This window comes from Stenotrophomonas sp. Steno-C15, assembly GCF_056393265.1.
The window spans coordinates 119547-135537 of sequence record NZ_JBWJPF010000008.1; the positions used below are offsets into that span (position 1 = coordinate 119547).

Genomic DNA, 15991 nt, shown 5'->3' on the forward strand with positions numbered 1-15991 from the left:
ACTCACTTCTTGTTTGGTATTCCGTTCATGCTGCCACCTTCCACAAATCTTTGATGGGTCAAGTCGCCAGCCTTGTCGACTATGTATTCAAATCGACCGGCCTTTCCATTGAGTTCACCTGGCAGCTGCGTCAGAGTGCGGACCACGCCGTCACCCCCTGTCAACGGAGTATGAACACCCGCTTCTGCAGCGGTCTCTCGCATAAAGGTCGCCGAATTGTGCCCAGCGTCGGCTTTGAGTGCACTTCCCACAGGTCGGGAATTCAGAAGTGCCCGACCTTCAACACTCAGAGCTTTGGATGCCACCACACCTGCTCCACCGGCACCTGTAACTCCTGCGATATCAGCAGCGATACTGGTAGCTGCTGATATGACACTTGGATTGGCCATCGCAACCATGCCAGCTTCGATCAGCACTGGGGCAGCCATTGCCGCTGTAACAGCGATTGCGGCCGGTCTCATCGGCTCGTATACGGCGCCATTTCCGGCAGCAATATCCCTCCGATGCTGCTCAACGAATCGCTCTGCGGCCTGCCTTCCATCCGCATCGACGAACCTGTAGGGATTCCCGTTCGCGTACCGATACCTATTGAACTGCTCAACTGGCTTTTGGTGAGCGGTGACTGGGTCCACTGACAAAAACACACCCAATTGTGGATCCATGTAGCGCTGTTGCATGTAGCTCAGCCCTGTGGCCGAGTCACTCACATGTCCGGCGTACCCAGGTCCATCCGTGACCTGACCGCTTACCACGGCCCCGTAGGGCTCGTAGTCATATCGTTTGATGACGTTGCCGTTGGCATCGCTTTCGGCCACAACCGAGCCGAGGGCATCAGTGTGAATGTATGTGATCGTTGTCTGGGCGATTGCGGATGGTGACAGGCCAAGGCCCATCAGCAGCAGGCAGCACAGCCAGGCGCCTATGACACCAAGCTTGCGAGTTCGATCTTCAATTCCCCCGAAGCGGGTCGACACACCGCTTGCAGTTCTCTCAAACCTGCGCATCATTCCAATGCATGAAAGAGCCTTGAAGCAAGGCTTGGCATTCATAGCACAGAAGGGTAATCATCGGAGTCCAACTCTAGGACTGAGGCCAAAGGGACGATTCTGCATTGGGCCAGGCCCTTCGCTATAAACCTCGCGAGGGCTTGAACGGCTACCGGCAGCGCAAGAGTGCCAGCCATGGGCTGATACTACTGAAGCACCCGATCAGCGGCCCGCATCACTAACTGCCATGCCGGCCAAACGAAAAGCCCCGACCAACGCCGGGGCTTTTCATCAGAACGGGTGCCGGAGATAGAAACCGAACCTAAGATCCATGCCTTACGCGGTGAACAGCGCCTTCATCTTCTTCAGGGCATTCGCCTCGACCTGGCGGATGCGTTCGGCCGACACGCCGTACTCGTCTGCCAGTTCCTGCAGCGTCACCTTGCTGTCCGCATCCAGCCAACGGCGGCGGATGATGTCACGCGAACGCGCATCCAGTTCGGCCATGCCTTCGCGCAGCAGCTGCAGCTGGTTGTCCTCGCTGTCGGCACGCTCGTAGGCCATCGACGGATCTTCATCGTTGGCCACCAGGTATGCGGCCGGCGACGGCGGCGCATGATCATCATCCTCGTCGCTGGGCGCATCGAAACCGATATCGCGACCGGACAGGCGCGACTCCATTTCCATGACCTCGCGCTCGGACACGTTCAGATCCTTGGCCACCGCGCTGACTTCCGCGGCGTTCATCCAGCCCAGGCGCGTCTTCGACTTGCGCAGGTTGAAGAACAGCTTGCGCTGCGCCTTGGTGGTGGCGACCTTGACGATGCGCCAGTTCTTCAGGATGAACTCGTGCATCTCGGCACGGATCCAGTGCACGGCGAAGGAAACCAGGCGCACGCCCATGTCCGGGTCGAAGCGCTTGACCGCCTTCATCAGGCCGATGTTGCCTTCCTGGATCAGGTCGCCCAGGGCGAGGCCATAGCCGTTGTAGCCGCGGGCCACGTGCACCACGAAGCGCAGGTGCGAATGCACCAGCTCACGGGCAGCGTCCAGATCGTTGCCGTCGCGGAAGCGACGGGCCAGGTCCTGTTCGTCATCGACCGACAGCACCGGGATCTGGTGCACGGCACCGATGTAGGCGTCCAGCGAACCGAGCGCACTGGGAATCGGGAGATTGTTTGCCACAAGGGCAGTAGAGGTGTTCTGGCTCATAGGCACCCATCTTAGCAGTCCGGGATTTGGACTGCTAAAGGAGGAAAAAGTTCCAGCATCCTATTGATGCAACACTGGTCCCAAACAGAGCCCTACCGTAGCGCGATTTGATGACAGTGGCGAGCGCGCTTTTCGGGATTCACAATCCCTTGGAATTCAATCAATTACCTGCCGGGAACCGGCCGATTCCGGTCAAGCGGAGCTGAACGGGCCGTTCCGGAGGCCCATTCAGGCCAGGAAACGTTGCCCGGTGTTCAGGCCCGGCTGCCGGCGGAGGTCAAAGCGCCGCGCGCGGCGGCAGCGACCAGTCGATCGGCGCCTGCCCGCGACGCTGCAGGTAGTCGTTGGCCATCGAGAAATGCCGGCAGCCGAGGAAGCCACGATGGGCCGACAGCGGCGAGGGATGCGGGGCTTTCAGCACACGGTGGCGCCGGGTATCGATGACCTTGCCCTTCTGCTGCGCGTAGGCCCCCCAGAGCATGAACACCAGGCCTTCGCGTTCGCGGTTGAGCACATCCACCACGTGGTCGGTGAAGCCTTCCCAGCCGCGGCCCTGGTGGGCGCCGGCCCTGCCCTCCTCCACCGTCAGCACGGCATTGAGCAGCAGCACGCCGCGCTGCGCCCACGGCACCAGGCAGCCGTGATCGGGACGGGGGATGCCCAGGTCGCCTTCGATCTCCTTGTAGATGTTCAGCAGCGATGGCGGCACCGGAACGCCGGCGGGCACCGAGAAGCTCAGTCCATGCGCCTGGCCGCGCCCGTGGTACGGGTCCTGGCCCAGGATCACCACTTTCACCTGTTCGAACGGCGTGGCGTCGAACGCCGCGAAGATCTGCGGCCCCGGCGGGAACACCGCCGCGCCGGCCGCCTTGCGCTGGCGCAGGAAGGTGGAGAGTTCGCGCATCTGCGGCTGCAACAGGTAATCGCCGACCTGCTGCTTCCAGCTCGGTTCCAGCTGGATCGTCGGGGTGTCCACTACGTCATCGGTCATCGCAACAGGGGTCCATCGTTCAAGCGGGCCAGGCGCAGCTGGAACAGCACCTTGGTCACCAGCAGGCGCTCCTCGATCGGCTTCAGCACCAGATCATTGGCACCGGCCTGCAGCAACCCGGTCTGGTTGTGTGGATTGCCGTCGCCGGTCATCACCAGCACCGGCAGTCGGCGTTTGCCGTAGCCGAAATCCACGCGCACGCGCTGCACCACGTCGCGTCCGCTCAATTCGCCCTTCAGGGTGACGTCGGTCAACACCAGGTCGATGCGGTGGCGGCTGCGGCCCAGCGATTCGGCCGTGAGCAGGGTGAAGGCCTCTTCGGCACTGACCACGTGCAGCACGTTGAGCTGCTGGCGTTCGAGCATGCGCTTGGTCGCCTCCGCCACCACCCGGCTGTCCTCGATGTAGAGGATGGTCGCCCCGGGAATGGTCTGCGGCTGCACATAGCCACGGATGAACGTCGCCAGCGCCTCATGGCCCAGCGCCTTGTCGAAATAGTCGGTGACGTACTCGGTGAAGCGCCGCTGCTCCAGATGCTGCTGCGCATCGCCGGAGACCACGATCACCGGCACGTACGCCTGGCCGGCAGCTTCGCGGACCGTCCGCGCCAGCGCCAGGCCGTCGCCGTCACGCAGGGTCAGCGAGGTGGTGACCAGGTCCACCGGCCCCTGCGCCAGCGCCTGCTGGGCATCCTCGATGCTGTCGCAGCCGATCACCTCCACGCCCGGCAGATCACGCTGCAGCACGTCGGCGATCAGCTTGCGCACCAGTTTGGAACCGTCGACCACCATCACCCGCGTAGCGGGCCCTTCAAGGTGCTTCAGCGCTTGCGGTTGCATGCCGGTCTCAGGTGTCGGTCGGGCGGGTCTGGCGGAGGAAGTGGCCGGTGACCAGCCACGCGCCCAGCCATCCCAGCAGCAGCGTGCCCAGCAGGACCAGGCTGCCATGCAGCAGGTCCAGGCCGTGCAGCACGAACGGGCTGCCGTAGCTGCGTGACAGGTCAGCCAGCGGCGCGCGCAGGGCGGCGCCGGCAACACCGATCAGGGCCAGCGCCACCGCGCCGGCGCCCAGCCCGTACCAGGCGCCCAGATACAGGAAGGGCCGGCGGATGAAGCCATCGCTGGCGCCGAGCAGCTGCAGCACGCCGATTTCCTCGCGCCGTGCCTGGATGTCGAGGCGCACGGTGTTGCCGACCACCAGCGCAGCGCCGACGCCGAGCAGCACCGAAAGCACCTGTACCAGCCGCGCGCCGAACGCCAGCCACGCATCCAGACGCTGCCGCCACAGCGCATCGTGCTGCACCAGATCGGCCTCGGGCAGGCTTTCCAGCGCACGCGCCAGACGCGCATCGTCCTTGCCCTGCCCCGGGGTGATGACCAGCAGCGAAGGCAGCGGATTGTCATTCAGCGCGTCGATCGCCTCGCCAAGGCCGGCATCGCGCAGCTCCTGCAGCCCTTGCTCGGGCGTGCGCACGGTCACCTCGCCGACGTCATCGCGGTCGCGCAGCTGGCCGGCCAGGCGCAACGCACCCGGGCCATCCACCGTGCCCTTGAGGAAGACATTGATGTCGCGCGACTGCTGCACGCTGCCGGCGAAATGCTTGAGGTTGTCCAGCGCGATCGACAGGCCCAGTGGCAGCGCCAGCGCCAGCGCCATGACCATCACCGTCAGCAGGGTCGCCCACGGCTTGCGGCAGGCGCGGCCCAGGCTGAACACCACGCTGTGCACGTGGTGCTGGAACCACACGCCGAGACGCGAGGGTGCGGCGGCTTCGCTGTTTTCGTTCTTCGCCATGCGTTACTCCGCCAGATCCTGCGGCGAGATGTCGTCCACCAGCCGGCCGTGGTCGAGAATCAGCACACGCTTGCGCATGCGACGCAGCAGGGGAAGGTCGTGGCTGACCACCAGCACACTGGTGCCGCGCGCGGGCAGCTCGGCAAACAGGGCCATGATCTCCGCCGCCAGGGTCGGGTCCAGGTTGCCGGTCGGCTCGTCGGCAACCAGCAGCTTGGGTTCACCCACGATGGCGCGGGCGATGCCCACGCGCTGCTGTTCGCCGGCCGACAGCTGCGACGGCAGCGCCTTCTCGCGATGGCCCAGGCCCATCCGTTCCAGCACGGAACGCACGCGCTTGCCGATGTCACCACGGCGCGTACCGCGCAGGATCAGCGGCAGTGCCACGTTCTCGGCGATGGTCCGGTCCATCAGCAGGCGATGGTCCTGGTACACCGCACCGACCGCGCGCCGATGGCGCGGCACGTCGCCGCCGCGCACCTTCAGCAGGTTGCGCTCGTCGAAGACCACCGCGCCGCGGCTGGGCCGCTCGTCGAGGTGGATCAACTTGAGCAGGGTGCTCTTGCCCGCCCCGGAATGGCCGGTGACGAACAGCATCTCGCCCGGCGCGACCTCGAAGCTGACGTCGATCAGTGCTTCGTGGCCACCGGCGTACTGTTTGCTGACATTGTCGAAGCGCAGGACACTCATGCCCCGATTATGCAGGACCGGCGCGAAGTATCGATAGCGCCGGGACGCGCCCGGGTGGAATCGTCGATCTGCCGCTGCGCGCGCCGGGCATGGCCCGGCGCTACCGCTGACCGGGTGCGCCGATCAGCCGCCCGACAGCATCCGGCGGATCTTGCGGCCGATGCGGGTCAGGAACGAGTCGGCGGCGTCGGTGCTGCGCACCGGCTTGGCCACCACGTGAACCGGCGTCACCGGCGAGGCACCGTTGCCGGCGCTGCCGTTGGCGACCATCGCCTCGCCACCCTCGACCGGACGGCCATGGCGACGACGACGGCGCTTGCGCGGCTTGCGCTCGCCGTCCGCCGCGAGCTCCGGAGCACCTTCGGCACGCGGCGGACGCGGCGGACGCGGGGCCTGGGCCGGGGTGCCGGACGCGGCACCTTCCACCGGCGCGGTCGCGCCCTGCTCGCCTTCCACCCGCGGCTTGCGCGGACCACGCGAGCGGCGTTCGCCGCTGCGCTCGCCCTCGCGGCGCTCGCCACGGCCGGCACCGGAGCGACCACCGCTGCGGCCACCGCCACGACGCTCTTCCTCGGCGGCGCGGGCTTCGCGCGCCTCGCGGAAGATCTGGCCGACGCTCTCGTTCTCGTCACCGTCCTCGCCAGCGACCGTGGCCGGGCGTTCCGGACGCGGCAGTGCGGTCATCAGTTCCTTGGTGACCGGCTCGGACGGAATCTTCTGTTCGATGTAGGCCTCGATGTCCGGCAGGCTCATCGCATAACGCTCGCAGGCAAAGCTGATCGCGTCACCCTCTTCGCCCAGGCGTGCGGTACGGCCGATGCGGTGCACATAGTCTTCGGCGTCGAACGGCAGGTCGTAGTTGTAGACGTACTTGATGCCGTCGATATGCAGGCCGCGGGCAGCCACGTCGGTGGCGACCAGGATTTCCAGCTGGCCCTTCTGGAAGCGGTTGAGCAGGCTCTCGCGCTTCTTCTGCGGCACGTCGCCGGACAGGACGCCGACCCGGTACCCGGCCTTTTCCAGCGAACGCGCCACGCGCTCGACGAAGACCTTGGTGTTGACGAAGACCATGGTGCGGGCGCCTTCGCTGCGCGAGAGCAGGCCCAGCAGCAACGGGATCTTCTCGTCGTCGGCCGGGAAGTAGATCTTCTGGCGCACGCGCGCGGCGGTCACTGTTTCAGCTTCGACCACCAGCTTCTGCGGCTCGTTCATGTGCTCGTAGGCCAGCTCCAGCACGCGATGGCTGAGGGTGGCGCTGAACAGCAGGGTCTGCCGGGTGGTGCGCTCGGGCATGCGGCGCAGCAGGAAGCGGATGTCCTTGATGAAGCCCAGGTCGAACATGCGGTCGGCTTCGTCCAGCACGCAGATCTCGCAGGCGTGCAGCGAAACCACCTTGTGCTGCTTGACGTAATCGATCAGGCGGCCGGGGGTGGCGATGATCACATCCACGCCCTGCTGCAGGATCTCGCGCTGCTTGTCGTAATCCACGCCACCGTAGACGAGGGCGAAACGCAGGCCCAGGTCGGAACCGAACTTCACGGCGTCCTTGTGGATCTGGATCGCCAGCTCGCGGGTGGGCGCCAGGATCAGCGCGCGCGGGTCTTCCGCCTTGCGGTCGGCCAGCGCCGGGCGGCTCAGCAGGCGGTTGACCACGGCAACCAGGAACGCCAGCGTCTTGCCGGTGCCGGTCTGGGCCTGGCCGGCGACATCACCACCGGCCAGCGCGACCGGCAGTGTCAGCGCCTGGATCGGGGTGCAGCGGGTGAATCCGGCTCCTTCAAGGCCGGCCTGCAGGGCCGGATGCAGCTCAAAGGAGGAAAAGGTCAAATCGGTCAGCGGTTTGTCGCTCATGAGTCCGTCTTGGTATGGCCACCGGCCAGCGGGCGGGCGGCACTGCATCGTCTGGGGGCACCGTCGCAAACTGCGGCCCCTGCGGCGGGTCGGCGGACCGGGGACCACCGGGTCCGCGCGCCGCTCAATGCCCCAGTTTAACGCACTCCGGCGGCCAAACCGGAATGAACCGTCTCACACAACCGCGAGACAGGCCCGTGCGGGACGCCTCTTCACCCAGCCACACCGCGCTTGAACAGCCCTGCCGGGGTCGCTGGAGTCCGCAGCTGCCGGCCCCCACTTCAGGAAGACAGTGAAATCCGACACATACCGCGCTTCGAAACGATCACGATACGCTGGGTTCCAGCCGGCCACTGTCCATGCCCCGCGATAGGGGTACACTGCCGGCCGTGAGCGTCCAGGCATCCCGCCGAACGCACCGCGGCAGGACGCCGCGAGGCAACGACGAGGGTCGCGCCACCGGGCAAGGCCCAGTTCACCCACCTCCGGCCTGGCCGGGTGCAATCCAAGACGAGAAACCAAGATGAGCGACAAGGTTGTACACGTCGGCGATGCCGACTTTGATAGCGCCGTGCTGAATTCCAAGGAACCGGTGCTGGTCGATTTCTGGGCCGAGTGGTGTGGCCCGTGCAAGATGATCGCCCCCGCGCTGGACGAGCTGGCCGATGCCTACCAGGGCCGCGCCAAGATCGCCAAGGTCAACGTCGACAACAATCGTGCGCTGGCCGCCAAGTACCACGTGCGTTCGATCCCGTACCTGGTCGTGTTCAAGGATGGCGAGAAGGTCGGCGAGCAGATCGGCGCGGTGGGCAAGGCCCAGCTGGCCGGCCTGCTGGACAAGGCCCTGGCCTGATCCTGTAACGACTCCGGCAGCCGCCCGGTGCGGCTGCCGGCAGGCGCGGACCGCGCCTGCATGAATGCTGTTCCCGGCGACCCTTGCACGGCGCCGCGGGCCGATGATAGTGTCGGCACATCCGGCCGCGTTCGCGTGCCGCACCTTCTGGACGCAGTTTCTTCCAGACCCATCCCCAACGTTCGCCGCCCCAGCCGGGCGCTCGCACCTTCAAGCGAGGAATAACGCTCTTGTCCGATAACACTCCCGAAACCGGCAGCGCAGAAGCGCCCGCCGAAAAGCGCGTGCGCAAGGCCCGCGTGACCAAGGCTGCCGCACCGGCCGCCGCCGAAACCAGCGCGCCCCCCGCGCAGCCGACTCTGCCGCTGGCCGCCGCGCCCGAAGCACCGGCGCCGGCCGCAGCCGCTCCCGCGCCGAGCGCGCCCGCCGCCGAGGCCCCTGCCAGCAGTGGCGGCGGTGAAGGCGGTGAGGGTCGCGAATCCGGCCAGCCGCGGCAGCAGAACCCTCAGGGTGGCGGCCAGCATCCGCACAACCAGAATGGCCAGCAGGGCCAAGGCCAGGGTCAGGGCAACCGCCGTGACCGTTTCCGCAACCGCCGCGACCGCGACCGCAACAACCGCTTCCGCGATGACGGCATGCCCAACGAGGGCGGCGAGCAGCAGGCGTTCGTGCCGCGCGTGCAGCCGACGGTGCCGGAAGGCTTCCCGGTCTATTCGCTGAGCGATCTCAAGCGGATGCCGGCGCAGAAGCTGCTGGAAATCGCCGAACAGCTGCAGATCTCCGAAGGCGTGGCGCGTGCCCGCAAGCAGGATGTGATCTTCGCCCTGCTGAAGGTGCTGACCCGCCATGGCGACGGCGTCGCCGCCGATGGCGTGCTGGAGATCCTGCCGGACGGCTTCGGCTTCCTGCGCGCGGCCGAAGCCAGCTACCTGGCCGGCCCGGACGACACCTACATTTCGCCCAGCCAGATCCGCCGTTTCAACCTGCGTACCGGCGACCACCTGTCCGGCCGCATCCGCTTCCCGAAGGACGGCGAGCGCTACTTCGCGCTGTCGATCGTGGACACCATCAACGGTGAGCCGCTGGAAGCGTCGAAGAACAAGGTGCTGTTCGAGAACCTGACCCCGCTGTTCCCGCGTCGCCGCTTCACCCTGGAGCGCGGCAACGGTTCGTCGGAAGACATCACCGGCCGCATCCTCGACCTGATGGCCCCGCAGGGCAAGGGCCAGCGCTCGCTGATCGTCTCCCAGCCGAAAGCGGGCAAGACGATGATGATGCAGCAGGTCGCCACCGCGATCACCACCAATCATCCGGACGTGCACCTGATCGTGCTGCTGATCGACGAGCGCCCGGAAGAAGTGACCGAAATGCAGCGCACCGTGCGCGGCGAGGTCATCAGCTCGACCTTCGACGAGCCGGCCGCACGCCACGTGCAGGTCGCCGAAATGGTGATCGAACGGGCCAAGCGCCTGGTCGAGCACAAGAAGGACGTGGTGATCCTGCTGGACTCGATCACCCGCCTGGCACGCGCCTACAACAACGTCGTGCCGAGCTCGGGCAAGGTGCTGACCGGTGGTGTGGACGCCAACGCCCTGCACCGCCCGAAGCGCTTCTTCGGTGCCGCGCGCAACGTTGAAGAAGGCGGCAGCCTGACCATCATCGCCACCGCGCTGGTCGACACCGGCTCGAAGATGGACGAGGTGATCTACGAAGAGTTCAAGGGCACCGGCAACAGCGAAGTGCACCTGAGCCGCCGCATCGCCGAGAAGCGCGTGTTCCCGGCCATCGACATCAACCGCTCCGGCACCCGCCGCGAAGACCTGCTGATCGAGCCGGAACTGCTGCAGAAGATCTGGATCCTGCGCAAGCTGCTGCATCCGATGGATGAAATGGCCGCGATGGAATTCCTGCTGGACAAGATGAAGAACACCAAGTCCAACGACGAGTTCTTCGGTTCGATGAAGCGATAAGAAAAAAGCCCCGCACTGCGGGGCTTTTTTTGCTCGGGAACAGCGCATTCGCCGGGCATGGCCCAGCGCTACCGTGGCCCTTACGGGCAGGCCACCGCGCCCTCGGCGGTAGCCGTGTTGGCCGTCAACCTGACCTGGGTGAATGCCGCGGCGAACGGCGCGTCGGCGCTGACCACGAACGGGGCTTCCACCGCGCCCAGGTCCACGCCGCGCTTTGCAAAGCAGGCCAATGGCACGGTCACCGTCTGCTTCTGCCCGGGCGCCAGCGCGACCAGCTGCGGGGCGATGTCCACCCCACCCTCACAGCCGCTGCCACACTGCATGGTCACCTTCACCGGCGATGCCGGGCGCTTCACCAGCTGCACATCGAACTGCAGCGCGCCGTTGCTGCGCGCCAGTGCGCCGAGATTGCGGCGCGAGGTGCTGCGTGCGATCAGCTGCGCCGGGGCCCGCCAGGTCACCTCCTTGGCGTCCTGCTGGGTGTTCACCTGCACGGTGCGCACCTGCACCACCGGCTTGGCGGTGGGCCAGCGCAGCGTAGCGTTCAGATCATTGCCAAGCGGTTGGGTCGCTCCCGCGGCGGCAACGTGCAGGGCGAATGGCGGCGTGTCGGCGCGGTTGAAGATCGGCAGCACGGTGACTTCGCCGCAGCTGTCCGGGTCAGCTTCCTCGAGCCTGGCGACCTTGCCGCCCTTGGCGTAGCTGAGGCCATAGCCAAGCGCGAACAGCGCCGGCTTCTTCGCGTCGGGCTGGTCGATCGGTGCCGGGCACGGAACGCCCGGCCACGGGAAGCTGAGGCGTCCACGGAAGTCGTGTGCCGGCTTGCCGCCCTTGCCCGCCACCAGCACATCAGTCACGCCCTTGCCTTCGGTGCCCGGCAGCCAGGCGGCGACGAAGGCGCTGGACAGATTGAGCAGGTCGTTGACATACATCGGGCGACCGGACAGGTAGACGGTCACCACCGGCTTGCCGGTTGCAGCTGCGGCCTTCAGCGCGGCCAGGTCCTGCGGGTAGGCCCGGCTGTGGCTGACGGTATCCGAAGCGAGAATATCGCCGTTGGTTTCCGCATAGGGCGTCTCACCGATCACCGCCAGCACCACATCGAAAGCCTTCGGATCGACGCCTTGGCCATCGGCGCTGAAGCTGACCTTGTCCGCACCCAGTTCGGCGCGCAGCGCGCCCAGCACGGAATCGGCGTTGGGAAAATCGGAATTCCTGTTCTCGGTGCCCTGCCAGGTCAGCGACCAGCCACCGGACTGGTCGCCGATGCTGTCGGCGCTCTTGCCGACCACCAGCACCCGTGCATCGCGGCGCAGCGGCAGCACCTTGCCTTCATTCTTCAGCAGCACCAGCGATTCGCGCACGGCACGCCGGGCCAGGTCACGGTGCTGCACGGCACTGGCATCGCCGGCGTAGCGGCTGTCGGACGGCTTGTGGTCGAACAGGCCCGCGCGCAGCTTCACCCGCAGGATGCGGGCGACCGCATCGTCGATGCGCGTCAGCGGAATCTCACCGCTCTTGACCTGCGCGGTGGTGTTGGCGATGAACGCTTTCCAGTCGTCGGGCACCATCACCATGTCGATGCCGGCATTGATGGCCTGCGCACAGCTGTCGTTGCGGCAGCCCGGCACCTGCGCGATGCCGTTCCAGTCGGAGACGACGAAGCCATCAAAACCCATCTTGTCCTTCAACGCATCGGTCAGCAGCGCCTTGCTGCCGTGCATCTTGCCGTAGTCCACGCCTGCGGCGCGGTCGTTCCAGCTGTTGAACGAGGCCATCACCGTCTGCGCCCCCTCGGCGAGCGCACCATAGTAGCCCTGCGCGTGGACGTTGATCATGGTGTTCTTGTCGACCAGCGCCTCACCCTGGTCGCGGCCGTTGTCGGTGGCACCATCGCCGAGGTAGTGCTTGGCGGTGGTGACCACGTTACCGTCGTCCTTGAAGGTGCCCTGTGCTCCCTTCACGTAGGCGTGGGCGTAGCTGCGGATCACCGCCGGGTCGGACGAATAGCTCTCATAGGTGCGGCCCCAGCGAGGGTCATGGGCCACGGCCAGGGTGGGTGCGAACACCCAGCCGATGCCGGTGGCGCGCACCGAGCGCGCGGTCGCCTCGCCGATGCGTTCGATCAGTTCGGCATCGCCGGCCGCGCCCAGGCCGATGTTGTGCGGGAACAGGGTCGCACCCAGCACGTTGTTGTGGCCGTGCACCGCATCGGTGCCCCAGATGACCGGCACCGGCGTCTTCGCATCGGTTGCCAGCGATGCAGCGTGGTAGGCATCGGCCAGCTGCAGCCAGTCCTGCACGCTGGCGTGCTTGTCCATGCCCGGCCAGGAGCCACCGCCATTGAGGACCGAGCCGATGTAGTAGCGGCGCACCTCGTCCGGCGTGATGGTCTTGATCTCGGCCTGGGTCATCTGCCCGATCTTCTGCGCCAGCGTCATCTGCGCAAGGATCTCCTGCACGCGCCTTTCGATATCCGCATCAGCAGCGATCACGCTGTGGACGCGCGGCCAGTCCTGCAGGCGTTCGCCCGTGGACGGCGCGGCACCCGCCGATGCGGCCAGGGCGGCCAGCAGACAGCCGGAAAGAAGGGTCTGGGTGGGGCGCTTCACTGGGTACTACCTCCGTGGATGACGTTCCTGGCGTGCGGGACTGCAGCGGCACGTCGGTATGGGCGATCGGACGCCTGTCCTGACAGCGCTGTCATATAAGCCTGCCTGCATCGTGTCAATGAGCGATCGCACATCCTGTGGCGGCAATCGCGTAACGGCGGGCTTTGCGGCCGACGCAGCACACGGCCCGCGGCGGTGGGTGTTGCGACGCGACAAGAATTCAGGACGTGCCAGTCCCCCTCGCGTCGTGGCACCATCCGCCTGCTCCGGCAACACCGACATCGCAGGTACGCACTACCATCGGCGCGTCGCCGCCGCCTTCCAGGAGGATCCACCGCATCATGCGCAGTCGAATCGAGGATGTCGCCGCCGTTGCCGGGGTATCGATCAAGACGGTGTCCCGCGTGCTCAACCGCGAGCCGAACGTGCGCGAGCAGACCCGCGAACGGGTGCTGGCGGCCGTGGCGCGCCTGGGCTACAAGCCCAATCTCTCCGCGCGCAGCCTGGCCGGACAGCGCTCGTACGCGCTGGCACTGGTCTACAACAATCCTTCGCGCAACTACCTGATGGAAATCCAGAACGGCATGCTCGAGGCCTGCCACGCACAGCACTACAACCTGATCCTCGGCCCGGTGGGCACTGGCCGGCGTACCCTGCCCGACATGACCGCGCTGTTCGAGAACTCGCGTCCGGATGGCGTGGTGCTGATCCCGCCGCTGACCGACGACGAAGTAGTGCTGTCGTACCTGGAAGAGCATGACATTCCCTTCGCCTGCATCGCCCCGCGACACCCGGAGGGACGCATCGGCGTGCGCATGGATGAAACCACTGCGGTGGTCGAGCTGATCGGTCACCTGGTCGCGCAGGGCCACCGCCGCATTGCCCACATCAAGGGGCCGCGCGCGCATGGTGCCTGCCAGTGGCGCTACGCCGGTTACCGCCAGGCCCTGCGGCAGGCAGGTATCGCCTACGATCCGGCGCTGGTGGTCAACGGCCAGTTCTCGTTCGAGTCCGGCGTGGACGCAGCCAACCTGCTGCTCGACATGGATGAGCCTCCCACGGCAATCTTCGCCGCCAACGACGACATGGCCGCGGCCGTGTATCGCGTCGCGGGCGAACGCGGCCTTCGCGTGCCGCGCGACCTTTCGGTGTGCGGGTTCGACGACACCCCGATCGCAGGGCACATCTACCCTGCACTCACCACCGTGCGCCAACCGACCTCGCACATGGGGCGGCTGGCCACCGAACAGCTGATCGAGCACATCCGTGCCGAAGCCGCTGGCCGCATGATCACGGTCGAGCACGCGGTACTCGAACGCGAGTCGACCGCCGCACCACGGCGACGTTGAGCCAGCGGCGAACCTGCGGCTCACGCGGCAGGCAGCCGCGAACCCTTCCATGCATAGAAGGCAATGTAGAGATAACACAGCGCCGGCAGCAGGAACGACAGCTGCAGGCCATGATTGTCGGCAAGCCAGCCCATGGCCAGCGGGATGACCGCACCGCCGACGATCGCCATCACCAACAGGCTTGAAGCCTGTCCGGTGAGAGCTCCAAGGCGGGTGATCGCCAGCGCGAAGATGGTCGGAAACATGATCGAGTTGAACAGTCCGATGCTCACCACCGCCCACTTGGCCAGGCCACCCGTGGTGGAGACGGTGATGCCGAGCAGCAGCACCACCGCGAGCGCGAAAAGACCGAGCAGCCAGCGCGCATCCAACCGCGCCAGCAGCGCCGCGCCAAGCAGGCGCCCGACCAGCGCACCGCCCCAATAGAGCGAGACATAACCGGTGGCCTCCTGCTCGGTCATGCCCTGGCCGATGCCCGGCGAGGACAGGAAGTTGACCAGCACGCTGCCGATGGAAACTTCCGCGCCCACGTAGCAGAAGATGGCCAGCACACCCAGTCGCACATGGCGGTGGCGCAGGACGTCCCACGGCCGGCTTCGCGCGCCGGTGCGTTTCTCCACGCCGGGAATGGTGGGAAGACGGAACATCCAGATCGCTGCCGCCAGCAGGAACAGGACCACGGCCAGGCCGAAGTACGGCAGCTGCACCGATTGCGCTTCGGCTGCACGGTAGGCCAGTGCTTCGGCCTGCGGCAACAGCGCCAGCTGCTCCTCGCTGCGCGGCTGCGCCGACAGGATCAGCAGGCCACCGAACAACGGTGCCAGCGTGGTGCCCAGCGAGTTCATCGATTGCGCCAGGGTCAACCGGCTGGAGCTGGTGCGCTCCTCGCCCAGCAATGCCACGTAGGGGTTGGCTGCCACCTGCAGCACGGTGATGCCGGTGGCCAGCACGAACAACGCTGCCAGGAACAGCCCATAGACATGGGCGGCCGCAGCCGGCCAGAACAGCAGCGAGCCGACGCCTGCAATGGCCAGCCCGGCGACGATGCCGCGCTTGTATCCCACCGCAGCCACCAGCCGGCCAGCAGGCAGCGACATCAGGAAGTAGGCGCCGAAGAAGGTGAACTGGATGAGCATCGCCTGCACCCAGCTCAGCGCGAACGCCGCTTTCAGGTGCGGAATGAGGATGTCGTTGAGGCAGGTCAGGAAGCCCCACATGAAGAAGATGGCGGTGACCACCGCCAGTGCGCGGGTGGTGCCCTGCACGTGATGTCCTCGAATGGTCGTTGCTGTGTCCATTGCTTGTCCTTCCAGTCAGTGATCGAAGCCATCCTGCGGTCATGCGTGACATTTGCAGCCATTGTGATTGTCCAGCGCTGTCAGTCCGACGAATGCCCTGACACGTGCGGGCTGAAAGCTGATCCGCGCAGTTTTGTTCTGCACCGCACAACACTTTCCTGCCCTCGTGTTGGCAGCGCTGTCATCCCTGCAAAACCGCTGCAGATGCCGTCGCACAAGGCGTTGTTTCCGAAGCGACGAGGTTCTGGCAACGATTTCACAGCGCGCCTTGCGACCGCCGACGCGGCGCACTTCATGGCAGTTTGTTGACAACGCTGTCAAGCGTCGCTCCAATCCGGGCCACATGCAGTAGTCCGTGATTGAACGAAGCAGGATCGCCATTACC

General features: G+C 66.1%; 12 protein-coding genes. 3 read left to right on the plus strand and 9 right to left on the minus strand.

Going from position 1 to position 15991, the window contains the following annotated elements; genetic code table 11:
* Positions 1-2: 2 nt before the first annotated feature.
* From AC06FB_RS08900 to rhlB, 7 genes are all read right to left on the minus strand, one after another.
* Positions 3-1004 carry an RHS repeat domain-containing protein gene (locus AC06FB_RS08900; protein ID WP_227255310.1) on the minus strand — a complete coding sequence of 334 codons (1002 nt, stop codon included), beginning with the start codon at positions 1002-1004 and terminating at the stop codon, positions 3-5.
* 318 nt (positions 1005-1322) lie between these two features.
* Complete coding sequence (gene rpoH, locus AC06FB_RS08905) at positions 1323-2198, minus strand: RNA polymerase sigma factor RpoH (protein WP_053515659.1); 876 nt, start codon at positions 2196-2198, stop codon at positions 1323-1325.
* Between the two features lie 277 nt (positions 2199-2475).
* On the minus strand, positions 2476-3189 hold the full coding sequence (gene ung / locus AC06FB_RS08910; protein ID WP_053515657.1) for a uracil-DNA glycosylase: 714 nt from the start codon (positions 3187-3189) through the stop codon (positions 2476-2478).
* Complete coding sequence (locus AC06FB_RS08915; protein WP_053515655.1) at positions 3186-4028, minus strand: response regulator; 843 nt, start codon at positions 4026-4028, stop codon at positions 3186-3188. The genes ung and AC06FB_RS08915 overlap by 4 nt, the downstream gene beginning before the upstream one ends.
* A 7-nt stretch (positions 4029-4035) precedes the next feature.
* A complete protein-coding gene (ftsX, locus tag AC06FB_RS08920) occupies positions 4036-4983 on the minus strand; it encodes a permease-like cell division protein FtsX (RefSeq protein WP_053515654.1) in 948 nt (315 codons plus the stop codon).
* Positions 4984-4986: 3 nt separating this feature from the next.
* Complete coding sequence (gene ftsE, locus AC06FB_RS08925) at positions 4987-5673, minus strand: cell division ATP-binding protein FtsE (protein ID WP_053515652.1); 687 nt, start codon at positions 5671-5673, stop codon at positions 4987-4989.
* 123 nt (positions 5674-5796) lie between these two features.
* Positions 5797-7524, minus strand: a complete 1728-nt coding sequence (gene rhlB, locus AC06FB_RS08930; protein ID WP_262101392.1) for an ATP-dependent RNA helicase RhlB — start codon at positions 7522-7524, stop codon at positions 5797-5799.
* Between the two features lie 523 nt (positions 7525-8047).
* On the opposite strand from rhlB, the gene trxA reads away from it, so the two are divergent.
* Both trxA and rho read left to right on the plus strand, forming a co-directional pair.
* A complete protein-coding gene (trxA, locus tag AC06FB_RS08935; protein WP_025878607.1) occupies positions 8048-8377 on the plus strand; it encodes a thioredoxin in 330 nt (109 codons plus the stop codon).
* A gap of 230 nt (positions 8378-8607) precedes the next feature.
* Positions 8608-10347 (plus strand): transcription termination factor Rho, encoded by a 1740-nt coding sequence (gene rho / locus AC06FB_RS08940; protein WP_346475326.1) that lies wholly within the window; start codon positions 8608-8610, stop codon positions 10345-10347.
* 80 nt (positions 10348-10427) lie between these two features.
* Here rho and AC06FB_RS08945 read toward each other — a convergent pair whose 3' ends face one another.
* Positions 10428-12959 carry a glycoside hydrolase family 3 protein gene (locus AC06FB_RS08945; protein WP_478053598.1) on the minus strand — a complete coding sequence of 844 codons (2532 nt, stop codon included), beginning with the start codon at positions 12957-12959 and terminating at the stop codon, positions 10428-10430.
* Positions 12960-13300: 341 nt separating this feature from the next.
* Here AC06FB_RS08945 and AC06FB_RS08950 point away from each other — a divergent pair, with 341 nt between their 5' ends.
* Complete coding sequence (locus AC06FB_RS08950) at positions 13301-14308, plus strand: LacI family DNA-binding transcriptional regulator (RefSeq protein ID WP_053515642.1); 1008 nt, start codon at positions 13301-13303, stop codon at positions 14306-14308.
* A gap of 20 nt (positions 14309-14328) precedes the next feature.
* On the opposite strand, the gene AC06FB_RS08955 is transcribed toward AC06FB_RS08950, so the two are convergent.
* Entirely contained in the window at positions 14329-15606 is a 1278-nt protein-coding gene (locus tag AC06FB_RS08955) for a sugar MFS transporter (RefSeq protein WP_111186562.1), read from the minus strand.
* Between the last annotated feature and the right edge of the window lie 385 nt (positions 15607-15991).